The following is a 23660-nucleotide window of genomic DNA, read 5'->3' on the forward strand; positions in this document are numbered from 1 at the left end:
CGTTTCTTGAGCGCCACATAGCCAAGGAACCGGTTCACGATCCGTAGCGAGCGGCCCGAGGTTGGCCTGCCGAGTTGGCCAACCCGGCAGCCGTACACGGGTACGGCGAGCATCACAGGGCCAAGATCGGGTCGCGCAGTAGGATCGTGGGCCGGTTACACACGCGTCACACGACCATGCGCCGACAGCTTGGCCAGCACGTGCGGGCCGATCTGGTGCAGCGGCAGGACCTCATGCACGCCACCGTGGGCCACGGCTTCCTTGGGCATGCCGTAGACCACGCACGAGGCCTCGTCCTGGGCGACGTTATACGCGCCCGCGTTGCGCATTTCCAGCATGCCGACCGCGCCATCCTTACCCATGCCTGTCAGGATCACGCCCAGGGCGTTGGCGCCGGCATTGCGCGCGGCGGAGCGGAACAGCACATCCACTGCCGGGCGATGGCGGTTGACCGGCGGGCCCTGGTCCAGCTCGGTGACGTAGTTGGCGCCGCTACGGCCCAACGACAGGTGCATGTCGCCCGGGGCGATGTAGGCGTGGCCGGGCAGCACACGCTCGCCGTGCACGGCCTCTTTCACGCGGATGCGGCACAGGCCATCGAGCCGCTTGGCAAACGACGTGGTGAACCCCGCCGGCATGTGCTGCACGATCAGGATGCCGGGGCAGTCGGGCGGCATTTCCAGCAGGAAATCCTTGATGGCCTCGGTGCCGCCGGTGGAAGCACCCACGATGATGAGCTTTTCCGTCGACGAGAAATGGGTACGGGCCGGTGCCGATGCCACCGGGGCGGCCGGTGCGTGCTCCGCGCGAACGTGTGCGCCGTGGGACGCAGCAGTTGTCTGGGCCACAGGTGCCGCCGCGCGCGGACGCAACCGGGCACGGGCTGCCGCGCGGATCTTGTCGGCGATCTGGTCGGCGTATTCGTTCATGCCGTCGCGCATGCCCAGCTTGGGCTTGGCAACGAAATCCACCGCGCCCAGCTCCAGCGCGCGCAGCGTGGCTTCCGAGCCGCGCTCGGTCAGCGACGAGATCATGACCACCGGCGTCGGGCGCAGGCGCATGAGCTTTTCCAGGAAGTCGAGGCCGTCCATCTTCGGCATTTCGACGTCCAGCGTGAGCACGTCCGGGTTGGTCTGCTTGATGAGGTCGCGCGCGATGATCGGGTCGGGCGCCACCCCCACCACTTCCATGTCGGGCTGGCTGTTGATGATCTCCTTCAGGATGCTGCGGATCAGTGCCGAATCGTCGATGCACAGCACCTGAATCTTGCGTTTGTCGTTCATATTTTCGGGGGGCAAGGTCAGGAATTACGTAAACAGTTGCAGGCGCGAAGTGGGCTTCGTCGCAATGGACTTCGACAGCTTGCTGGCGTATTGGGCTTCGCTGTCCAGTTCGGCAGCGGAGCTTTGCGAGCGGAGCTTGCGCACCATGATCTGGCCCGTGGAGGGCACGAAGTACACCTTGCGCGGATGCACGTCGAACAGGTCCTTGGCGGCCACCGCCAGCCCTTCGTTGCGCAGGAATTCGAGCACGAACTTGCCGTTGCGCTCGCCCACATCCAGCGTGCTCATGCCGGCCAGCACGGCAGCGCCGCCAAACACCTTGATCTCCAGGTGCTCGCGGCGGGCGCCGGCCTTGTAGAGCTGGTTGAGCAGTACTTCCATGGCGTGCGTGCCATAGCGCATGGAGGGCGAGAGAATCGATTCGCCCTCGTTGCGCGAGGGCAGCATGAAGTGGTTCATGCCGCCAATGCCGAGAATCTTGTCGCGCACGCAGGCCGACACGCACGAGCCGAGCACCGTCACCAGCATCAGGTCTTCGGTGGTGACGTAGTACTCACCGGGCAGCACCTTCATGGCGCGGCGGCTGAAGGTGGTGTCGTAATACGCGTGCGTGCTGGCGGCGGCCTGGGCCAGCGTCGCCATGGCACCGACCGTCATGCCGCTGTCGCTGCGCACGGAGTCGGCGGCGGTGCGTAAGGTTGCGTGTGCAGTTGCCTTCTTGCCGAGTTCGATCATTTCGCCCCCGTCATCTTCGCGCGCAGTTCGGGCGCGATTTCATACACGGTCTTGCCGCGCAGCGACCATGCCTTGGTCACCTGCAGGAAGCTCTCGGAATGGCCGGCAAACAGCAGGCCATCCGGCTTCATCACGTCGATGAAGTGCTCAAGGATCTTGGCCTGCGTCGGCTTATCGAAATAGATCATCACGTTGCGGCAGAAGATCACGTCAAACTTCTGTTGCAACGGCCAATCGCGGTCGAGCAGGTTGATCTGGCGGAAATCGATCATGGCCTGCAACTCGGGCCGCACGCGTGCATAGCCCTCCTGCTTGCCGGTGCCGCGCAGGAAATACTTCTTCAGACGATCAGAGGAGAGCGCTGCCACGCGCTCCATCGGATAGATGCCGGCGCGGGCGCGCGCCAGCGCATTGGTATCCACGTCGGACGCAATCACGCTCACCTGGCCCGGATTCATCGAGCCAAAGGTCTCCGCCAAGGTGATGGCGATCGAATACGGTTCTTCACCCGTCGACGAGGCTGAACACCACACGGTGAATGGCGTGCGCTTGGCCTTGGCGTGCTCGGCCAGGAGCGGAAAGTGGTGCTGCTCGCGGAAGAACGCGGTCAGGTTGGTGGTGAGCGCATTGGTAAAGGCTTCCCACTCGTCGGGCAGGTGGCCATGTTCCAGCGCATCCAGGTACTCGCGGAACGAGCCGAGGTTGACCACGCGCAGGCGGCGGGCCAGGCGGCTATAGACCATCTCGCTCTTGCGATCGGACAGCGAAATGCCGACGCGGCGATAGATCAGGTCGCGAATGCGGGCGAAATCTGCCGCGGTAAACGAAAACTCACGCGACGCGAGCGTCGGCGAAACTGGCGCCAAGGTTTGTGCCGTTTGTGCCATTAGATAACTACCCCGTAATTGCGCGAGTCTTGGCGCCCGCTTTCAGTCGATTGGCGGGCACCGTGCTTCTGGTGCCGCGCCGCAGATGTTGCTGGTGATGCTGGCTAGGCGAGGCGTCAGAAGGTGCTCCAATCATCATCATCGGCAGAAGCGGCGGACAGCTTGAGGGCTGGCGCTGCAACGGCCACCGAAACAGCAGCCGCCACCACGGGTGCAACCGGGGAATGTGCTTTTTGGGGCGCTTTTACGCCTTGATCCAGCGCAACGGCGGGCGCTTGGGTGGGAGCCGGGGCTTCCGCAACAGCCGGTGCCGGCTTGGCCGATTGCCCCGCTTTGCGCGAAGCAATCGCGCGGGCCACTGAACGCACGATCTGCGTCTTGCCTTCCAGGGGAACTTCACTGCGCACTGCCGGCCTGGCGGGCTCGGCCGGCAGATGGGGCTTCACGGGTGCCGCCAGCTCGGCAGACGCATCGGTACGGAACGCCGACACCGCGTTGCGCAGTAGGTGCGCCTGCTCTTCCAGCGACAGCGCGGCGGCGGCGGCCTGCTCGACCAGCGCGGCGTTCTGCTGCGTCACCTCGTCCATCTGATTGACGGCTTGGTTGACCTGCTCGATGCCGGAGCTTTGCTCATCCGATGCGGCGGAAATCTCGCCCATGATGTCCGTCACGCGCTTGACGGCAACGACCACCTCCTCGATCACCCCGCCCGCTTCCGTCACCAGTGCCGAGCCGTTGCGCACGCGGCCAACGGAATCGCCAATCAGCTCCTTGATCTCCTTGGCCGCCGTGGCGCTGCGCTGCGCGAGGCTGCGCACCTCACCGGCCACCACGGCAAAGCCCCGCCCCTGCTCGCCTGCCCGCGCCGCTTCCACGGCCGCATTCAGCGCCAGGATGTTGGTCTGGAAGGCGATGCCCTCAATCACACCAATGATGTCGGCAATCTTCTTGCTGCTGGCGTTGATGCCCGACATGGTCTCGATGACGCGGCCCACCACCTCGCCGCCCTTGACAGCAATGTCCGACGCGCTGCCGGCCAGTGCGCTGGCCTGGCGTGCGTTGTCGGCGTTCTGCTTCACGATGCTGGTGAGTTCTTCCATGCTGGAGGCGGTTTCCTCCAGCGAACTGGCTTGTTCTTCCGTGCGCTGGGAGAGATCGGCATTGCCCGCAGCGATCTGCTTGGTGGCGCTGGCAATCGAATCCGCCGAGCTCTTGATGTTGCTGATGGTGCCGGTCAGTTGCTGCTGCATCTGCGACATGGCGAAGAGCATGCTGCTGCGGTCACCCGGGCGAGTCTGCACCTGCACGGCCAGATCACCGCCCGCGATACGGCGGGCAACATCGGCGGCGTAAGACGGCTCACCACCCAGTTGGCGCGACAGCCGGCGTGCAATGACGATGCCCAACACGATGCCCAGCACCGCCCCAACGGCTGCCATCACGATCATCAACTGGCGAGAGCGCTCCGCGTCTTGACGCGCCCTGACGGTGGAAGCGGCGGCGACCTCTTCCACGCGCTTGACCATCTTGTCGAGCGTTTTCTCAAAGGCAGCCGTGTCGTCCTGCAGCCCAAAGTTTTCCGCGTCCACGCGACTGTCGAACTGGGTGGGGTCCAGGCCTTGCGCTTCCATCAATGTGAGGAAGTCGCTCATCCGCTTGCTCCAGACGGGATAGATGGCATCCACCTCGCGGATCATCTTTTTGCCCTCGTCCGACGCGAACAGCGGGCGCACGTTCTCCACGTTCTCTTTCAGGCGCTGCACGTTGGCCTTGATTTCCGTGCTGAGCGTCTTGCGATCGGCGACTGCGACAGCGCTCAGCAGCCCGATCTGCGCGCGAGTGGCATGTGCAAGGCTATTGGCTGCGCTCCCCATCTGCGTGATGGCGCGCATCTGCTTCTGCGCCAACTCCTCACTGGCGCGGGTCAACTGCGTAATCGTATAAATGCCCAATCCGCCGATGGCCGCGCCCATGGCGGCCACGATCAGGAATCCGCCGGTCAGTACCGTGGACACCGGCAAACGCTTGATCCAACCCATCTTGTCTACCTCTCTTTTTTGTATGCCCCTGTAACCGCTATCGGTTCTTAGGGGACGGCTCTTTAGAACCGCCTTGGGGTCATGCCACTTCAGAGGGGGATCGCCCCTTCCTTAGCAGGCCCTAGCCCAGGCAAAAAAAAACCTGCCCCGAAGGGCAGGCTGCACACCACAAAGACACACGAGAGAGCTTTCGCGAGCAGCGAAGATCCCGTGCATACATGGTTAAAAGGTTTCCCAGTCGCTATCGTCGCCGCCGGCGGCAACGAGCTTGGGCGATTGCAACTTGGGCGCTTGTGCAGCCGCCGACGTTGTCGACTTGGCAGCTGCGGGGCGCACGCGTTGTTGTTCCTCTGCGGCCGCTTCCACGACGGCAGGCTTGGGTTGTTCGTTGGTCAGCTGCACAGGGGCAGGCGTTTTACGGGCCGGCGCAACCTTGGCTGCCGCACGGCGCGCAGCCGGTTTCACCACCGCCGGCTTGGTCACACGCGGCGCGCTCGCAACCGGCCGAGCCGGTTCGATTTGCGTGCCGGCATTCGTACGGAACACGGCCACGGTCTGACGCAGCCCGTCGGCCTGCTCCTGCAGCGATATGGCCGCCGCAGCCGCCTGCTCCACCAGCGCCGCGTTCTGCTGCGTACCCTCATCCATGCGGTTGACGGCCTGGTTGACCTGCTCGATCCCCGCGCTCTGCTCGTCCGACGCCGAGCTGATCTCGCCCATGATGTCGGTCACGCGCTTGACGGCCACAACAACTTCGTCGATCACGCTGCCCGCTTCGGCCACCAGCGTGGTGCCGTTTTCAACGCGGCCAACGGAGTCGCTGATCAGTTCCTTGATCTCCTTGGCGGCCGTCGCGCTACGCTGCGCGAGGCTGCGCACTTCCCCCGCCACCACCGCAAAACCACGGCCTTGCTCGCCCGCACGTGCTGCTTCCACAGCCGCATTCAGCGCCAGGATGTTGGTCTGGAAGGCAATGCCTTCAATCACGCCGATGATGTCGGCAATCTTCTTGCTGCTTTCATTGATGCCGGCCATGGTGTCCACCACCCGGCCCACTACCTCGCCGCCCTTGACGGCGATGTCCGACGCGTTGCCGGCCAGCGTGCTGGCCTGACGGGCGTTGTCGGCGTTCTGCTTCACGATACTCGTGAGCTGCTCCATGCTCGACGCAGTCTGCTCCAGCGACGAGGCTTGCTGCTCGGTGCGCTGTGACAGGTCCACGTTGCCTGCGCTGATCTGCTGCGTGGCGCTGGCAATCGAATCAGAGCCCGAGCGCACCTGCACCACCATCCTCTGCAGGCTCTCCTGCATGCGCTGCAGCGCCATCAACAGGCGGCCGGTTTCGTCCGCACGGTTCACCTGGATGCTGTGTGTGAGATCGCCCTGCGTGATGTGTTCCGCCTGCTCGATGGCGCGCGTCAGCGGCAGCGTGATCGAGCGGCGCAGCGCCCACGTCAGCAACCCACCCACCACAATGCCGCCCAGCAGCAGGCTGATCGTCAGCGCGCTCAGGCTGGCGTGTTCACGCTGGCCGGCTTCGTAGCCCGTCTTGGCAGACGCCAGCTGCATGCGGCTGAGTGCTGCCACCTTGTCGCCCAGCGGGCGATACAGGGCGGGCATCACGTCCATCACTGTCTTGGTGACGGTCGTCTGGTCACCGGCCTGCACGGCGCGCATCAGCACCTCGGCGCCGTCGCGCACGAACGTGTTGCGCAATCCATCGGCTTCATCGGCCAGCGCGCGCTCTTCCGATGACGTCGGCAGTGCGCGGTAGCGCTTCCAGGCCGCATCGGATTTGTCGAGGAACATCCTGGCGCGCTCGATCGTCTTGTCCATGCCGGGCGCACCAGGCGCCATGGCTGCACGATCCAGCACGATGCGGGCGCTCAGCAGGTTGGAATCGGAATCAGCCAATGCCACCGCACCCGCCAGTTGCACGGCGTACGTGTCCTGCAGGCGAGTATTGGCGTGACGCATGCCGACGAGGCCCGTCACACCCACGATGACGGCAAGCACACCAATGCCCGCCATCATCAGCCCCAACCGGAGCCGGATGGTCATGTTGCTGAACATGGATTTTCCTCCCCTTTCAGCGCCGCACCTGTATTACGGCGGGCATTCGAGTGCCCGCCGCAAGGTGTCTTGTCGCCTGCCGGGCGCACTTGCGCGCCCCGGCCAAACGGATCCGCTGTACTTAAGCCGCCTCGGCCTCGTCGCACAGCGCCATGTCAGCCGACATCAGCAGGCGCTCGATGTCCACCAGGATCAGCATGCGTTCGTCGATCGAGCCCAGGCCACGGATGTATTCCGTGTCCAGCGCGCCAGAGAACTCCGGCGCCGGCTTGATCTGCTGGCTTTGCAGCGTCAGCACGTCCGACACGCCATCCACCACGATGCCGACCACGCGGTCCATCAGGTTCAGGATGATGACCACGGTGTACTGGTTGTACTCCACGCGGTCGAGCTGGAACTTGATGCGCAGATCAACGATCGGCACGATGATGCCGCGCAGGTTGATCACCCCTTTGATGAAGTCGGGTGCGTTGGCAATGCGCGTGACGGTCTCGTAGCCACGGATCTCCTGCACCTTCAGGATATCGATGCCGTACTCTTCGCGACCCAGGGTGAAGGCCAGGTACTCCTCCCCGCCGGTTTCCTCACCGATCGCATGTTCCTTGACTGCCATTGCGGTTCCCCTCGGCCCCGTCGGGCCACTAGATTGAATTCGTTGTCGGGCGGTACATCCCACCACCCAAAGCTGCGTGGACGCTTATGCCGCGGCCATCGCCTCGGTCGAGAATCGACGGCCCTGTGCCTCGCCCATCTCGTGCTTCTCGGCAGTAACGGCACGCGCTGCATTTTCTGAATGGCCCGAACGTGCCTCGCGCATGAGCGCCGACACGTCAACGATCAGCGCCACGCTGCCATCACCCAGGATAGTCGCGCCCGAAATACCCGGCACCCGGCGGTAGTTGGTCTCCAGGTTCTTGACCACCACCTGTTGCTGGCCGACCAGCTCATCAATCTGCAGGGCGATCTTCTTGCCTTCCGAATCCAGAATGACGACGATGCCTTCCGACGGATCGGGCAGCGACGGCGTAATGCGGAAGCGCTCGTACATCGGCACCAGCGTCAGGTATTCGTTGCGCACCTTGAGCAGGCGTCCGCCGCCCGGCACGGCCTTGATGTCTTCCGGACGCGGCTGCAGCGATTCGGCCACGCATGACAGCGGCAGGATGAACACTTCGTCGCCGGTCTTGACCGACATGCCGTCCAGAATGGCCAGCGTGAGCGGCAGCACGATGCGGATGGTCGTGCCCTTGCCCTTCTGCGACTGGATCTCGACGTAGCCGCCCATCGACTGGATGTTCTGCTTGACCACGTCCATGCCCACGCCGCGGCCGGACACGTCCGTCACCTGATCGGCGGTGGAGAAGCCCGGTGCGAAGATGAGCTGGTTGATCTCGTCGTCGGTCATGTTGTCCGACACGGGCAGGCCGCGCTCGCGGGCCTTCTTCAGAATCTTGTCGCGGTTCAGGCCCTGACCGTCATCGCTCACCTCGATGACGATGTTGCCGCCCTGGTGGGCAGCGGAGAGCAGCAGCTGGCCGGTGGCATCCTTGCCGGCAGCCACGCGGGCCTCGGGCAGTTCGATGCCGTGGTCCAGGCTGTTGCGCACCAGGTGCGTGAGCGGATCGATGATGCGTTCGATCAGGCCCTTGTCCAGCTCGGTCGATTTGCCAAACGTCGACAGTTCGACCTGCTTGCCCAGCTTGTGCGCCAGGTCGCGCACCAGACGCGGGAAGCGGTTGAACACGTAGTCCATCGGCATCATGCGGATGGACATGGCGGCTTCCTGCAGATCGCGTGCGTTGCGCGTGAGCTGCGAGAGGCCAGAGAACAGGCGCTCGTTCAACACCGGATCGAACGACGACGCAGTCTGCGCCAGCATGGCCTGCGTAATGACGAGCTCACCCACCAGGTTGATGAGCTGGTCGACCTTCTCCACGCCCACGCGAATCGACGTTTCCGCGGCAACAGCCGGCTTTTCTGAAGCGGCCGGGCGAGCCGGCATCGGTGCCGCAGCAACGGCAGCGGCCGGCGGGGCGGCAACTTCATTCGCGGCCGGTGCGTGCGCTTCGGTCTGCGCAGCAGCAGGCGTCGGGGCGGCAACCTGGGCTTCCACCACCGCTGCAGCGGCTGCTGCAGGCGCTGCACCACCAGCGTGCGGCGTGATGACGATCTGGTCGGCATCGATGATGAAGCAGCTCACCGCGATGATGTCGTCGGCGGTGCAAGTGCTCTGCAGCACGATGTCGCTGTTGCGGCCATTGCGCGCATGGCTCACCAGCGTGCCCAGGTGCTTGAGTTCGGTAACGATCAGCTCGCAGTCTTCGTTGGAGACGTCGATGAGCTTGATGTCCAGGCCACCGTCGATCGACACCACCGGCGCAGCGGCCGGTGCCTCCACCACGGCGGGCGCGGCCGCAACGGGCTCGACAGCCGACGGAGCCGGCGCGGCTACGGGTGCTGCCGGCGCAGGCTGCGCTGCCGCGGCGCCATCCTCGGCAGCCAGGCTGTTGAGCTTGGCCACCATGTATTCGAGCGTGGCCGTATCGATGGGGTGCTCTTGCCGGTAGGCATCAAGTTGGCTTTTCAACACGTCTTTCGTTTCCAGGAAGGCATCTACCATGTTCTCGCGCAGCTGCAGGGTGCCGGTGCGGGCGCGGTCCAGAATCGATTCCGCCACATGCGTGAGTTCCGTCATGTGCGTGAAACCGAAGGTTGCGGCACCACCCTTGATGGAGTGTGCGCAACGGAAGATGGCGTTCAGATCATCAGAAGAAGGGTTGGCGACATCGAGATTGAGCAGCAGCCGCTCCATGTCGACAAGCAGCTCCTCCGCCTCCTCAAAGAAGGCGCCGAAAAACTGGCTAAGGTCGAGGTTCATATCTGTCGTCTCGGTCGTTTAATGCGTCGATGCAGATCCGTGGGTCTGCGCATGCCATTCGAACAGCTGCATCACCGAATCCGTCAGACCGTCAGGGTCGAACGGCTTGGGCAGGAAGCCCGTGGCGCCGGCGGCACGCGCCTGCTCGCGGATCGTGCCGTCTGCCTCGGTGGTCAGCATCAGGATCGGCGTGTCGGCATAGGCCGACAGCGATCGCAGCGCGCGGATCAGGGTGAGGCCGTCCATTGCTGGCATCACCTGATCGGTAATCACGAGGTCGTGCTTGCCGTCGGTCTGCTTGCGCACGGCTTCCAGCGCGGCGGCGCCGTCAGTGGCTTCCGTCACGGCAAAGCCGCACTCGCGCAGGCATGCGGCGATCATGCGGCGGATCGAGGTGGAGTCATCCACCACCAGGATGTGTTTCTCGCTCATTGGTTACGTTCTCCCCCTGGGCGCTTATGGCTTGGCTGGAGCAGCCGCATCGGCACCAGCCGCGGCCACTCCTGTTGCACGTGCTGCCGCATCGGGCAGCGTGTCTTTGCCGTCATTGCGCAGGTCGGCCACCGGCTCGACCCCGCCTGAACGGACGGCTTCAGCGGCCCGTGCATTGAGCACGACGATGCTGATGCGACGGTTGATCGGGTTGTATGCGTTGGTCTTGTCCAGCGGCACCGATGCCTCCAGACCCACCACGCGGCTCACCTTCTCGGGCTTCATGCCGCCCGCAATCAACTCGCGGCGCGAGGCGTTGGCACGGTCGGCGGAGAGCTCCCAGTTGCTGTAGCCGTGTTGCGTGGCGTATTGCGTGGCATCGGTATGGCCCGACAGGCTGATCGGGTTGGGCACATCATTGAGTGCCGAGCCCAGCTCGCGCAGGATGGTGCGCATGTACGGCTGCACCTCGGCGCTGGCGTTGGCAAACATCGGGCGGTTCTGCTGGTCAACGATCTGGATGCGCAGCCCTTCGCTGGTCATGTCGATCAGCAGCTGGTGCTTGAACTGGCTCATCACCGGGTTGGTCTCCACCATCTCGGCAATCTTCTGCTTGAGCTTGTTCAGCGCGGCGTCGTCGGACTCATCGCGGATATTGCGCTGGCGCTGCACCGTGGGGCTAGGGCTCGGGTTCGGCTGCGGCACGTTCTGCTTGAGCGACGGGCTGCCCTGCAGGATGCTCGACTGATCGCCCGAACCGGCGCCGCCAAACAGCGCCACCTTCAGCGGCGTGCGGAAATACGTTTCCACCGACGACAACTCGGCCTTGGTGACCGAGCTGAGCAGCCACATCAGCAGGAAGAACGCCATCATGGCCGTCACGAAGTCGGCATAGGCGATCTTCCACGCGCCACCATGGTGGCCGTGCCCAGCCTTCTTGTTGCGCCGGATGACAATGAAGGTCGGTGTGCTGGACTTGCTCATGGTCCGTTCCCGTCGGTGTGTGCTGCGTCGTTAATGGCGTGGCTCGTGGGCCGCACTCTGTGTCATAGGGGGTTCAGCGCTACGCTGTCTTGGCGCCACGCACGTGGTCTTCCAGCTCGGCAAACGACGGGCGCTCGGTCGAGAACAGCACCTTGCGGCCGAACTCAACAGCAATCGCCGGGGCGTAGCCGTTCATGCTGGCCAGCAACGTCACCTTGATGCACTGGAACAACTTGGTCGATTCTTCGGCGCGCTGCTCCAGCAACGAACCCAGCGGCCCGATGAAGCCGTACGCCAGCAAAATGCCGAGGAAGGTGCCGACCAGCGCCGAGGCGATCAGCTTGCCCAGCTCTGCCGGCGGCAGGCCGACCGAGCCCATGGTGTGCACCACGCCCATCACCGCAGCCACGATGCCGAAGGCCGGCATGGCGTCGCCCACCTTGGTGATGATGCGGGCCGGTTGTTCAGCTTCGTGGTGGTGGGTGTCGATTTCCTGATCCATCAGCGCTTCGATCTGGAACGGATTCAGGTTGCCGCCGACCATCAGGCGCAGGTAATCGCAGATGAAATCCAGCGCGTGGTGATCGGCCTGGATGGCGGGGTAGTTGGCGAACAGCGCGCTTTCGTGCGGGGATTCGATGTCGGCTTCGATCGACATCATCCCTTCACGGCGGATCTTGGACAGCACCACATACAGCAGCGCCATCACTTCCATATAGAGGGCCTTGGTGTACTTCGAGCCCTTGAACAGGCCCGGGAGCGCCTTGACCGTGGCGTTGATGGCCTTTTTGTCGTTGCCGACCACGAAGGCACCAATGCCAGCGCCGAAGATGATCAGCAGTTCGGTCGGCTGGAACAGCGGCCCCAGGTGGCCACCGGCCAGCATGTAGCCGCCGAACACCGAGGCGAGAATCACGATGTAACCGATGGCGACTAACACTGGGCGAACTCCTGAATGGGCATCGCACGATCAATTCGAGCGATCAATACAAGGGTGATTAACGGCATCGCCCCGGTTTCCTGAAGGCTTGGCGCCGGGTTTTGCTGCAAGGGTTGGCGCTCGAGGGCAACCGAAAATCGTTGTGCCACGCCCCTCTTCACCAAGAACGGCATCAAAACGGGCGGCTTGAGCGCCACGTCGCCCCGGGAAGACCCGAAAAGCGGGGGCAACCAAGCCGAACGAAAGAAAAAAGGGACGGAAATTGCTTTCCGTCCCTTCCTTCACGCGCGGCGGCAAAAAAAATGCCGGCCCGCAGTTTCCTGCGACGACCGGCCTACCCCCTTCCCCTTTTGTGCTGTCTGAGCCCCTGTGCTGTTGCTGCTCTGTGTTCTGTGCTGTCTTGTTATGTGCCGAACTTGCCGGCTATTGTTGTTGTGTTCCCGTATTTCCCGTCATTCCCCGGCGTTCGTTCCCGTACGTCCCGTAATCCCGGTGGTACCGCTCAGGCGTCGATCGTCTTGTCTGCGACCGCATCTACCTGGCCAGCGACGCGCTTTTTCTTGCCTGCGCGTGAAGGTGGCTGGCAGACACCGCACACGAAACCATGGTGCAAGTCTTCTGCATGGGCTACGAAATGGCCGGTGCAGCGCGTGCACTTCACGGTGTGCAGCATCTTTCCCTCGAAGAACTTCAGCATCATCCACGCGCGGGTAATGGAAAGCACTTCTTCCTGCTCGTGAACGTGAATGTGTTCCTGGTACAGCTTGTAGGCCGAGATCAGGCGGCGCACACCCGTGCTGCGGCTGTTCTCACCCAGAAAACGGTAAATGTTCAGGAAGATCGACGAGTGGATGTTCGGCGACCACGTCAGGAACCAGTCTGCCGAGAAGGGCAGCATGCCCTTGGGCGGCGATTCCCCACGAATTTCCTTGTACAGCTTGACCAGACGCTCACGGCTGAGCGTGGTTTCTTGTTCCAGCAATTGCAGACGCGCACCGAGCGAAATCAATTCCGCTGCGAGGTGGATCTGCTGAACTTCGTTCATGACGCTGGTATGACGCATGGCACTGCTCCCGCTTTGCTTCTGCTACCCATCCGAATCACGCTAAACCCGACGGAAAACCCGCCGCAAAAGGCTTAGCTGATCTGCTCAACCGCCTGACGCGCCAGCAGAATCGACATTTGCGATTGCTGCAGGCCCTTGTCACGGTGCGGCTGGGTCACCAGACCCAGGATGGCGTGATCGTCGAAGCGGAAGCGGCACAGCATCATGTTCGTGCTGGCCAGCTTGACGATCTGCGCGGGCGACATCGTCAACAGGATGTCAGCCAATTCTTCAGAGATGCCGAGGCGAAACAGAGCGGCATCGCGATCCTTGGCCAGCATCTGCTGGGCAAGCATCAAATAGGTGAGATTCAGCTCGCTGATCTCAGAAACGAGTTCTTGCGTGTCCATGTATGTCCCGTCGTGTGCAGTAAAAGTACAACCTGCATCCGATCCCGCATGGTGCTGCCCGGTGGCGCCGTTGTGTTTCGCGCCTACCCTCGCCGGGCGGTCACCAATCCCCACAGATCGGATGTTCCTGGCAGTCGGTACCGTTGCCGGCACTTCCTGCCTCCTTCTTACTCACGTCGCTAAGACATGGTGAAGTTGTTTTCTGTTGAACACATTGTGGTTTGACGACCGGGGTAAGTAAAGAAGGGTGACCCCCTACATTGGAGGGGTGAGGTAAGCCATTTTCTTGTAGGCTAACTTCCTACAAAGTTGTTAATAAATGTTGTAAACACGGCCCTTGCCGACGCAGCAAGCCTGGGTAGACCGTGCGCTAAAGCGGTCGTTTGACACGGTTTTACCCCAATGTTTGGCCGAAAATAGCAATATTATTGCCTAAAGAAGCCATGAATCGACAAAGAAGGCGTCGCACTTCTGCCACTATGAGCATCGGATGCCGGGTTAACGGTTTGTAGGACACTTCTTACCCCGTCCTACAGGCCGTGTAGGACAGTTCCGACTGCGGTTTGACCGGTTTTGTAGGAGTGATCCTACAGTGGAACAGCAATTTTGTAGGACACCTCCTACTCATATGTATCTCTATCCAATACATGTCTTTTATAGAGATACAAAATTGCCCGCTTCGACAAGCTTGTCGGGGCCGGGAAGGAAGGCAGCGGCACTTACCCTGCAGGGCCGCACAGGAAAGTGCGGCATGGTCGACCAACCGTGAGAGAAACGTCGGAATTTCTGCGATTGCGCGCGGGCGCTGTTGTAGGACACCGCTCGCGCGTGCAGGGGTGCTCAGGGGTGTTGGGGCGGGGTCCAGTGGGCCAGCAATACCGTGCCCGTGGCAGATTCGGTGATGACGAGTGATTGCCCGTCGGGTGTCAGTGCGACATTGGTGGTGGTCCACCCCCGGCACGACGCGATGCGCGCCAGCGGTTCGCCATGCGGTGAGAGCACAAAGACCGCGCCCAGCGAGGCATGGGCCACAAACAGGTTGCCGGCGGCGTCCATCGCCATGCCGTCCGGGCCGCTGGTGCCGTAGAACTGCGCGAAGCGGCCGACCTTGCTGGTGCTGCCGTCAGCCAAGAGCGGCAGGCGCCAGACAGCGTTGTCGCGCGTCATGGCCACGAACAGTGCGGACTCGTCTGGCGTGAGCACCAGCCCGTTCGGGCTTGGGCCGTTCGACAACAGGCAATCGAGACGGCCATCCGGGCGTAGGCGGTAGACGCGGCCGGTCGGGTCGTGCAGGCCGGTCTGGCCTTGATCGGTGAAATAGACATCGCCATTGCGGGCGACAATCAGGTCGTTCGGGCCCTTGAAGCGCTCGCTGTTGCGGCGGGTGAGAAGCGGCGCAACCACGCCCGTCGCCGGATCGAGCGACAGCACTCCATTCTTATAGTCAGCAATCAGCAGCGTACCGTCGTGGCGCAGCGCCAGGCCGTTCGGTTCGCCATCGTATTCGGCCACCACAGCCCAATCGCCCCGTGGCGAGACCCGCAGGATGCGTCCGTGGGGAATGTCGACCAGCCAGAGATTGCCTTGCGCATCCCAGCACGGGCCTTCCAAAAAGCAATCGACCGGCGCCCCGCCCTTGTTGGCGCGCGACCATTCGGTCGGCACGGGGCGGCGCAGCTCGGCCGGCATCTCGGTGAAGACCGTGGTCTCGACTGTCGGCCAATGGAAGTACGTCATGGCGCGGGCACGGCGTCAGCGTCGGATTCAGCCAGATGGCGCGTGGCTGTGCCGGTATAGCGGTAGGGCAGCTGACGCGGCATCGGTCCCTTGTTGCGCTCGCCGCGACTGCTCTGCTCCCAAGCGTGCGCCAGGATGCCGACCGCGCGCGACAGGCAGAACACGCCGCGCGCCAATGGCGCCGCAAACCCCAGTTCCGCGTAGATGACGGCAGTGGCGCCGTCGATGTTCATCGGGATCGGCTTGCCCTTGCGCGCGGAGAGCAGCGCCTCGATGGCGCGGCCGATGGCGGCGTAGTGACCGCCGACCACGCTGTCTTGTGCTGCCTCGTCCACCAATGCCAGCAATCGTCCCGCTCGTGGGTCTACCGGGTGGAAACGGTGCCCGAAGCCTGGCAGGTACTTGCCATGCGCGGCGATGAAGGCATCGACACCCGCCGCCGTAGCCGCTTCCAGCGATGCACCATCAAACATGCGCGCCTCGATGTCATGGAACAGCTCGACCGCCTGCTGCCCGGCCCCACCATGCACGTCGTCCAGCGCATTCAGCGCAGACGCCATAGCACCGTTGAGCGGCAATCCGCAACTCGTCGCCATCTTGGCAATCGCAATGGAGGGGGCGTGCGGGCCGTGGTCGACCGAGGCCACCAGCGCCGCCTCCAGCAGCGCCGCCTGGCGCTTGGTCGGCAGCTCACCACGCAGCATCAGCCAGATCATTTCGGCAAACCCGATGTTGCCGATCAGCTCCTGGATCGGGTAGCCGCGCACGTGGATGCGGCCGGGTTCGATGTCGATGATGTCAGTGCGCCAGTAGTCGGCAGCGAGGCCGGCGGCGTCTTGGACAGGCGTTGTTGTCATGGTCAGATGGCGCCTTCAGCGCGCAAGGCTTCGATTTGGTCTGGGCGATAACCGAGTTTGGCGAGCCAATCGTCGGTGTGGGCAGATAGGGCCGGTGCGGGCGTCTGCGGGCACGGGTCTTCGCCCGACAGCCGGAAGCCCGCACGCGTGACGTGCTGCCCGGCTTCCGGGAATGAGGTGACGAAGCCGCGCCCCGTCACCTGCTCATGCGCGAGCACGCCGGGCACGTCGAGCACCAGCCCTGCCGGGACGCCGGCGTCAATCAGCAGCGGCTCCCATTCAGCGGCCGGGCGCTCTGCCAAGGCAGCTTCCAGCGCATCGTTAAGCGCGCGGCGGTGCTCCTTGCGCGACTGGCGCTCGGCAAAACGCGCATCGGTCACCAGTTCCGGATGGCCAATCACGCGGCACAGCGCGGCAAACTGCTTGTCTTCGTTGGCGGCAATGTTGATGAGCCCGTCGCCCGTGCGGAACGTGCCCGACGGCGCGGCCGTGAAGTTCTGGTTGCCCATCGGCCGCGGGCTCACGCCGGCATTCAGGTAATTGGAGACGACCCAGCCCATGGTGGCCAGCGTCGACTCCAGCATCGACACATCCACCATGCAACCCTCGCCCGTGCGCTGCGCGCCGAGCAGGCAAGCCGTGACGGCCAGCGCCGCCGTGATGCCGCCCACCGTGTCGCTGATCGGGTAACCAACGCGCAGCGGCGCCGATTCATCATCGCCCGTGACGCTCATCACGCCAGAAATGCCCTGGATGATCTGGTCGTAGGCGGGCCTTCCGCTCAACGGACCGTCCTTGCCGAAACCGGAGATAGCGCAGTAGACGAGGCGCGGGTTGACCTCGCGCAGCACGTCGTAGCCGAGATCCAGGCGGTCCATCACGCCGGGGCGGTAGTTCTCGATCAGCGCATCGGCCTGTGCCACCAGCTTGAGCAGGATGGCGCGCCCTTCCGGGTGCTTGAGGTTGACCGTGACGGACTGCTTGCCCGCATTGACGGCGACAAACGAGGCGCCCATCTTGCGGCGCGCCTGTTCCGGATCGGCACCCAGGCGGCGGGCGAGATCGCCATTGCCGGGCACTTCGACCTTGATGACTTCTGCGCCGAGCAAGCCCAGCTGATAGCCGCAAAACGGCCCGGCCAGCACGTTCGACAAGTCGAGCACGCGCAAACCCGCGAGAGGCAAAGCCATGAACACAACTCCTACAACTACAGCGGCTCCGCCCCTCGCCCCCTCTCACCCATGCAGGAGGTATTGGGCGTCTTGGCGGAGCCTAGGGTTTAGAGATGAGCTGAGCGGCGTGGCGCAACGGCGCGGGGTCGCCACCCAGCGTGGAGGTGATTTGCGCGGCGTGCTCCAGCACGGGGCCGCGCCACGATTGCAGTAGCGCCCCATCGATGCGCGAAGCCGGGCCCGCCAGGCACAGCGCCCCGCGCAGCGCCTGCTGCGCACCGAACACCGGTACCGAGATGCCGACCGTTTCCCGATCGCGCTCGCCAATCGACACGTAGTAATAATCGCGCCGGATCGCGTCGTACGTGGCGCCCTGCATGCCCGAGAACGCGCACAGCACGCGCCCGCCAGAGCCGCGCTCCAGCGGCAGCACATCGCCCTCGCGCACGTGGTCGCGAATCGAATGGTTCGAATCCACGCGGTGCAGGCAGACACGCACGTCGCGCTCGCGGATGTAGAGCGACACCGCTTCGCCCGTGGCCTCGGCCAGCGCGCGCATGTGCGGCAGCACCACGTCGGCGAGGCGCATGCTGCGCTGGTAGAGCGCGCCCAGCATCAGCGGCGCAGCGCCGATCTGATAGCGGCCGTCTTCCAGGCGGAACAGCATGCGGTGCTGGATAAGCGAGCCGGCCAGCCGCAGGATCGTGCTCTTATAGAGCCCGGTGCGTGCGGCCAGCTCAGCCAGCGTGAGCGCGTAATCGCCCGGGCGGAACGCGAACAGGATCGAGAACGCGCGGTCCAGCGCAGCCACACCCGATTGCCCCGGCGTAACCGCATCGCCCTCATTGGCGGCGGACGTGGTCTCGTTCTGAGTGGTTTGGCGTTCTGCAGTCATGACGATGTTGGGAAGGCGGCTCACTGGACCGTCTTCAAGGCTTGGTCGACGAAGCGGTTAGTGTACGTTTTACTCAGATCGATCTTGGCATTGCGGATCTTTTCGTCGTAGCTGGAGAGCACCGTCAGGGCCACCTTGGCATCGGCATCCGTCATCAAGCCGTCCTTGGAGAAGATCGGCTTGGAGTGCCGCAGCGCATCGACAAACACATCGCGGCCGCCCACCTGCTGCTCCTTGGGCATCTTGTCAGCAATCGCTTCGGGCGTACTGGCGTCGATCCACTTGAGCGTGCGGATGAAGGCGTTCACCAGGCGCTGCACGGTCTCGGGGTTCTTCGTCATGAAGTCGCGCGTGACGTACAGCGTGGCGGTCGGGTAGCGGCCACCGAACACGGCGTTGGAGCCCGCATCGGTGCGCGTGTCGACCAGGAACTTGGCCGCGCGGCGCTTCTCCAGCAGGCTCGCCACAGGGTCAAAGTTGACCAGCGCATCGATCTCTTTGCGATCCAGCGCCACCATGCCCGGCGCGCCCGAACCCACGGCGATGTACGACACGTCATTCACCTGCAGGCCATTCTTGATGGCGTAGTAGCGCGCGAACAAGTCCGTGGACGAGCCCGGCGCGGTGATGCCGATCTTCTTGCCCTTCAAGTCCTTGCCGCTCTTGATGTCGAGGTCGGGCCGCACCGCCAGCACGATGCCCGGCGTGATGTTGAGCAGCGCCACCGACACGATGTCCTTGCCCTGCGCCTGGATGTGGATGGTGTGGTCATAGAAGCCCACCACCGCATCGGTCGAACCGGCAATCAGCGCCTGCAGCGCCTTGCTGCCGCCGGCCTGGAAGTTCTCCACCTTCACGTTCAGACCTTCCTTCTGGAAGTTGCCCAGCGACTGCGTGAGCGGCACCGGCATGTAGTTCAGGATCATCGAGCCGACCGACAGGCTCACGTCCTTCTTTTCCGGCTCGGCGGCGTTGGCTGCCGTCATTGCACATGCGACGGCCGCGCACAGCAGGGCCGAAATCCATCGCCTCATGGTTGTCTCCGTAGATGTTGTATTGGGTCAGGCGCCGGCTCATGTGCCAACTTCGGGGTCCGCCTTCGGGCGCCACACCAGCAACTTGCCTTCGAGCGCATCCACACTGCGGTCCAGGGCGATGACGAAGGCGGACAGCACGACGATCCCCGAGAACACGCCGGTGGCATCGAACACGCCTTCGGCTTGCGCAATCAGGTGGCCCAGGCCGGCGGACGAACCGAGGTACTCGGCCACGATCGCGCCCATCACCGCCATGCCAACGGAGGCACGCAGGCTGGAGAGAATCCAACTCGTGGCGGACGGCACGTACACGTGGCGCAGCAGGCTCATGCGGCTGGCCTTGAGCAGGCGCGCATTGGCCAGGATGACCGGGTTCACCTCGCGCACGCCCTGGTACGTATTGAAGAAGGTGATGAACAGCACCATCGTCGCGCCCAGCGCCACCTTGGAGGTCAGCCCCAGCCCGAACCACATCACGAAGATGGGCGCGAGCAGAATCCGCGGGATGGCGTTGACGATCTTGATGAATGGGTCCAGCACCTCAGCCGCCAACTTCGACAAACCCAGCCACAGCCCCAGGCTGATCCCCATCAGCGTGCCGATGCCGAACGAGAGAATCGTCTCAGCCAGCGTGATGGCCAGATGCGTATAGATATCGCCGCCGGTGAACCACTCCCAGACGCGCGCGACGATGGACGACGGCATTGAGAAGTAGAACGGATCGATCACGCCCGCGCGGCCGAAGCCTTCCCACGCGCCGAACAGCACCACCACCACGGCCAGCTGAAACAGGCGGATCTTGGTCTTGTGCGCGAGACCCGCGCGCGGCGTGCTCATGGCAGGCGCAACGTTAGTGCTGGACGGCATGACTTTTCTCCACTTCAGTGCCGAGGATCGACCAGATCTCGCGATACAGGCGGATGAACGCGTCGGACATATTGATTTCAGACACGTTGCGCGGGCGCGGCAGCGTGATTTCCACATCGCCGACCGGGCGGCTGGCGGGCCCGGCGGACATCACCACCACGCGGTCCGCCAGGGCGATGGCCTCTTCCAAGTCGTGTGTGATGAACAGCAGCGATTTGCGGTCTTCCTGCCACAGGCGCAGCAGCTCGCTCTGCATCAGGTGGCGCGTGTGCACGTCCAACGCGGAGAACGGCTCGTCCATCAGCACGATCTTGGGCGAGAGGATCAGCGTCTGCGCCATGCTGATGCGCTTCTTCTGGCCGCCCGACAGTTGGTGCGGATAGCGCGATTCGAAGCCGGCCAAGCCCACCTTCTTCATCCATGGACGGGCACGCTCGCGGGCCTCATCCACCGGCATGCCTTGGAACACCAGGCCCAGCGCGACGTTGTCCAGCGCCGTCTTCCAGGGCAGCAGCGAGTCCTGTTGCATCATGAAACCGGCACTGCCATTCAGCCCGGTCAGCGGCTCGCCAAACACGTTGACGGTGCCGCCGGCCGGCTTGAGCAGCCCCGTCACGGCATTGAGCAGCGTGCTCTTGCCGCAGCCGGTGGGCCCCACCACCGCGACGAACTCGCCCTCACCGATCGACAGATCGACGCCCTGCACGGCCGTGAAGCTGCCGAACCGTACCGATACCTGATTGAGCTGAACCGCTGGCAGGCCGCCGTGCAGCCGACCGCTGGCGGCCTGGGAAGAGGAAAGCATGGGCGTCTCCTTGAACGCGCCGATCACCGTGCGTTCTGTTTGATGGAATATAGTTCTATTTTATACATCCACATCAACCAGAATAAGGCGCGTAAACCCGTAAACGAGCAGAACACCCCTGGACTCCACACACTAATGACGCCAATTTTCCTATAAATGTTCTTTTTGAAGGAACATTGTTCTATCTAATAGAATTCATGAACAATCCGGATGGCGGGAAATATTTTTAAGCCGCCCTAAAGTTTTCCGCCCGCCTCCCGTTCAAGGACGTACTGACTAGCGAGATGGCGATGCAACTCTCTTCCTCCTCCGTTTCCAGCACTGCGGGCACCGGCGCCTCGGGCGGCGGAAGCAGTTCGGCCACAGAAATCGAACGCCTGCAGCGCCAGCTCAAAAACCTGCAGAAGTCGATGGCGGATTTGCCCAACCAAGGGCTGCCTGCCGAGCAAGCCAAAGAGCAGGCCCAGCTTCTGAGCCAGCAGATCCAGATCGTGCAGGCGCAGATCGCACGCCTGCAGGCCCAGAAGAGTCTGGAGCAGGCCGAAACCCAACTCGAAAGCCGCCATAGCGAATCGAGTTCCAACCAGACAGAAGTCGCGGCCAAGGCACGGACGACGGACAAGGTCACCGGCTCGTCGTCATTGACCGATGCCCGGCTGCAAGCGCAGAAAGCCGCCCAGGCAACCCATCCGGCCAGCGCCGAAGCCATCGAACCAGCAGAGCCTCCCCTGGTTTCAGTCAGGGTCTGACGGCAGCAGCTCGGCGGCGGCACTGCTTTGATGTCGCCCCTGCTGATCTCCACTTCGCGCATCAGCCACACCCTCCCAACGAGGGGAGGCCGGGTTGCATCGGCAACAGCGACAATCGCCGCGCTGCCGCGATAGGTGCGGTATCGAGAACCCGCATGACCGCCGCCAGCGACGCCCTTCCCCCCGCTCAACCGACAGACCCGAACGCGCCTGCCGACCCACAGCCGGCGCGCGTGCCGTCCCGCAACTTCTTCGCCCGCCACTGGCGTGGTGACTACAGCCTCGTCCGCTCGTACTGGCTGCACACCGCGCTGATGCAATTTGGTGTGATGGCGCTGAGTGCTGGCGTCACGCACGCCCTGGCACACAATGCGCCGGCACGCGCGGCCTCGTCGGCGCTGCTGCTGATCTACGTACTGGGTGTGATGCTGTGGATCTGGGCGGTGGTCGGCACATGGCGTTCGGCCGACCGAGAACAGGCGCGTAACCGGCTAGCGGGGATGACGAGCCTGTGGCCGTTCGTTGCCAAACTGATGATTGCGCTGGGTGCCATCGGCACAGGCTCACGTGTCATCAATGACCTGCCGCGCCTGCAGGCACACCTGCGCACGGCGCTCGGCGAGCAAGCCGCGTCGCCCTTTACCGTGGTGCCACAACGTGACGGCCGCGCGGTGCTCTTCACCGGCGGGATGAACGACGGCGCAGCCGATGCGCTGGAAGCTGCGTTGCGCCGCGCGCCCAACGCCACCGCTGTCGTACTGCGCTCCGAGGGCGGCTGGCTGCGCGAAGGCGCGCTGGTGGCCGATGTCATTCGCCGCCACCATCTGCGCACCTATGTGGAACGCGCCTGTGCTTCGGCCTGCACGATCGCCTTTCTTGCGGGCGAGGACCGCGCCGCTGCGCCAGGCGCTCGCCTCGGCTTCCATCGCCCGCGTGCGGTGGGCGCCGACCATGACCAGATGCCCGGCGCCACCGACAGCGAGCTATGGCGCGCCTATGCCGCCGCCGGCTTGCCCGACGCGTTCATCCGCCGCGTGGAGGGTACGCCGTTTGACCACATGTGGTTCCCCAGCCCACAGGAGCTGCTGGACAACCATGTCGTCACGCGCGCCTCACCCGGTGGGGAATACGCAACCATGACCACGCAGTTCACCTCGCGCGATGCGTTGGCCGCCGAGCTGCGCAGCGTCGCGCTCTATGCGGCACTGGAGCGCAAGTACCCGGCGCACTTCAACCGCCTGCTCGACACCGTGTGGCAAGCCCTCAAGCGCAATGCCGGCGACGCCGAGGTCATGGCACTGCTGCATACCCAGTCGGCCAAGCTGTATCGCGCACTCATTCCTACCGCACCAGACGTGCTGCTGTTTGCCAACGCGCAGCTGACCATTGACGAGGCCCAGGCACTGCAACGCCTGAGCCCCGAAGCCTGTGTCGCTTACCTGGATGGCACGGCCGATGCCGTCGCCGCGACCGCACGCTTGCCGCGTGCACTGATCGCGCGTGAGCAAACCCTGTTCTCCGATCTGGTACAGGCGGCAGACCCGGAACATGTGCCCGTCGTCACCCGCGCGCAAGCGCTGCCCGCGCTGCAACTGGCCATAGCGGCCCTGCCACTGCAGGAGCAGCGTGTGCTGACCTTGCCCGCGCTGCGGCACACAACGCCGCCCGCCGAGCGCTGCCAGGCCCTGATCCATTTCGCGCATTCCATCCTGGCCCTGCCGGAAGCTGAACGCGCACTCGCATTGCGCGGCATGTACGCAGCCACGTCTGCCCCAGACTTGTAACCGCCTCCTTTCCGAGGGCCGGGCGGCGCACGGCTAGCGCTTCAGTAGAGA

General features: G+C 63.8%; 21 protein-coding genes. 2 read left to right on the forward strand and 19 right to left on the reverse strand.

From position 1 onward, the window contains the following. Positions 1-155: 155 nt before the first annotated feature. From F7R11_RS17815 to F7R11_RS17905, 19 genes are all read right to left on the reverse strand, one after another. Entirely contained in the window at positions 156-1283 is a 1128-nt protein-coding gene (locus F7R11_RS17815) for a protein-glutamate methylesterase/protein-glutamine glutaminase (RefSeq protein ID WP_064808992.1), read from the reverse strand. 24 nt (positions 1284-1307) lie between these two features. Then, entirely contained in the window at positions 1308-1925 is a 618-nt protein-coding gene (gene cheD, locus F7R11_RS17820; RefSeq protein ID WP_037010877.1) for a chemoreceptor glutamine deamidase CheD, read from the reverse strand. Positions 1926-2014: 89 nt separating this feature from the next. Further along, positions 2015-2905 (reverse strand): CheR family methyltransferase, encoded by an 891-nt coding sequence (locus F7R11_RS17825; RefSeq protein WP_021192839.1) that lies wholly within the window; start codon positions 2903-2905, stop codon positions 2015-2017. A gap of 116 nt (positions 2906-3021) precedes the next feature. Beyond that, complete coding sequence (locus F7R11_RS17830; RefSeq protein WP_064808991.1) at positions 3022-4944, reverse strand: methyl-accepting chemotaxis protein; 1923 nt, start codon at positions 4942-4944, stop codon at positions 3022-3024. Between the two features lie 222 nt (positions 4945-5166). Further along, positions 5167-7017, reverse strand: a complete 1851-nt coding sequence (locus F7R11_RS17835; RefSeq protein ID WP_064808990.1) for a methyl-accepting chemotaxis protein — start codon at positions 7015-7017, stop codon at positions 5167-5169. Between the two features lie 121 nt (positions 7018-7138). Continuing rightward, the gene (locus F7R11_RS17840) at positions 7139-7630 is read right to left on the reverse strand and encodes a chemotaxis protein CheW (protein ID WP_021192842.1); all 492 of its coding nucleotides are present in this window, start codon (positions 7628-7630) and stop codon (positions 7139-7141) included. Between the two features lie 84 nt (positions 7631-7714). After that, positions 7715-9895 (reverse strand): chemotaxis protein CheA, encoded by a 2181-nt coding sequence (gene cheA, locus F7R11_RS17845; protein WP_064808989.1) that lies wholly within the window; start codon positions 9893-9895, stop codon positions 7715-7717. Between the two features lie 18 nt (positions 9896-9913). Next, positions 9914-10327, reverse strand: coding sequence for a response regulator (locus F7R11_RS17850; RefSeq protein WP_021192844.1), 414 nt, complete (start codon positions 10325-10327; stop codon positions 9914-9916). Between the two features lie 24 nt (positions 10328-10351). Next, positions 10352-11311, reverse strand: coding sequence for a flagellar motor protein MotB (gene motB / locus F7R11_RS17855; protein ID WP_021192845.1), 960 nt, complete (start codon positions 11309-11311; stop codon positions 10352-10354). Between the two features lie 79 nt (positions 11312-11390). After that, positions 11391-12251: a flagellar motor stator protein MotA gene (motA, locus tag F7R11_RS17860; RefSeq protein ID WP_021192846.1), complete on the reverse strand. Its 861-nt coding sequence runs from the start codon at positions 12249-12251 to the stop codon at positions 11391-11393. Positions 12252-12753: 502 nt separating this feature from the next. After that, positions 12754-13314 carry a flagellar transcriptional regulator FlhC gene (gene flhC / locus F7R11_RS17865; RefSeq protein WP_021192848.1) on the reverse strand — a complete coding sequence of 187 codons (561 nt, stop codon included), beginning with the start codon at positions 13312-13314 and terminating at the stop codon, positions 12754-12756. A gap of 74 nt (positions 13315-13388) precedes the next feature. Then, the gene (gene flhD / locus F7R11_RS17870; RefSeq protein WP_021192849.1) at positions 13389-13706 is read right to left on the reverse strand and encodes a flagellar transcriptional regulator FlhD; all 318 of its coding nucleotides are present in this window, start codon (positions 13704-13706) and stop codon (positions 13389-13391) included. An 840-nt stretch (positions 13707-14546) separates the two neighbouring features. Further along, positions 14547-15443 (reverse strand): SMP-30/gluconolactonase/LRE family protein, encoded by an 897-nt coding sequence (locus F7R11_RS17875; RefSeq protein WP_064808987.1) that lies wholly within the window; start codon positions 15441-15443, stop codon positions 14547-14549. Then, complete coding sequence (locus F7R11_RS17880; protein ID WP_064808986.1) at positions 15440-16300, reverse strand: citryl-CoA lyase; 861 nt, start codon at positions 16298-16300, stop codon at positions 15440-15442. The genes F7R11_RS17875 and F7R11_RS17880 overlap by 4 nt, the downstream gene beginning before the upstream one ends. Before the next feature lie 2 nt (positions 16301-16302). After that, complete coding sequence (locus tag F7R11_RS17885) at positions 16303-17490, reverse strand: CaiB/BaiF CoA transferase family protein (RefSeq protein WP_064808985.1); 1188 nt, start codon at positions 17488-17490, stop codon at positions 16303-16305. A gap of 82 nt (positions 17491-17572) precedes the next feature. Next, positions 17573-18367 carry an IclR family transcriptional regulator gene (locus F7R11_RS17890; RefSeq protein WP_064809137.1) on the reverse strand — a complete coding sequence of 265 codons (795 nt, stop codon included), beginning with the start codon at positions 18365-18367 and terminating at the stop codon, positions 17573-17575. A 20-nt stretch (positions 18368-18387) separates the two neighbouring features. Then, positions 18388-19401 (reverse strand): ABC transporter substrate-binding protein, encoded by a 1014-nt coding sequence (locus F7R11_RS17895; RefSeq protein WP_064808984.1) that lies wholly within the window; start codon positions 19399-19401, stop codon positions 18388-18390. A 39-nt stretch (positions 19402-19440) separates the two neighbouring features. Further along, positions 19441-20271 carry an ABC transporter permease gene (locus F7R11_RS17900; protein ID WP_082932981.1) on the reverse strand — a complete coding sequence of 277 codons (831 nt, stop codon included), beginning with the start codon at positions 20269-20271 and terminating at the stop codon, positions 19441-19443. Next, on the reverse strand, positions 20255-21076 hold the full coding sequence (locus tag F7R11_RS17905; RefSeq protein WP_064808983.1) for an ABC transporter ATP-binding protein: 822 nt from the start codon (positions 21074-21076) through the stop codon (positions 20255-20257). The genes F7R11_RS17900 and F7R11_RS17905 overlap by 17 nt, the downstream gene beginning before the upstream one ends. A 290-nt stretch (positions 21077-21366) precedes the next feature. Here F7R11_RS17905 and F7R11_RS17910 point away from each other — a divergent pair, with 290 nt between their 5' ends. Beyond that, a complete protein-coding gene (locus tag F7R11_RS17910) occupies positions 21367-21825 on the forward strand; it encodes a FlxA-like family protein (protein ID WP_064809135.1) in 459 nt (152 codons plus the stop codon). 155 nt (positions 21826-21980) lie between these two features. After that, positions 21981-23609 carry a COG3904 family protein gene (locus tag F7R11_RS17915; protein WP_064808982.1) on the forward strand — a complete coding sequence of 543 codons (1629 nt, stop codon included), beginning with the start codon at positions 21981-21983 and terminating at the stop codon, positions 23607-23609. Positions 23610-23660: the final 51 nt, after the last annotated feature.

It is taken from the genome of Ralstonia insidiosa, from assembly GCF_008801405.1.
GTDB lineage: Bacteria > Pseudomonadota > Gammaproteobacteria > Burkholderiales > Burkholderiaceae > Ralstonia > Ralstonia insidiosa.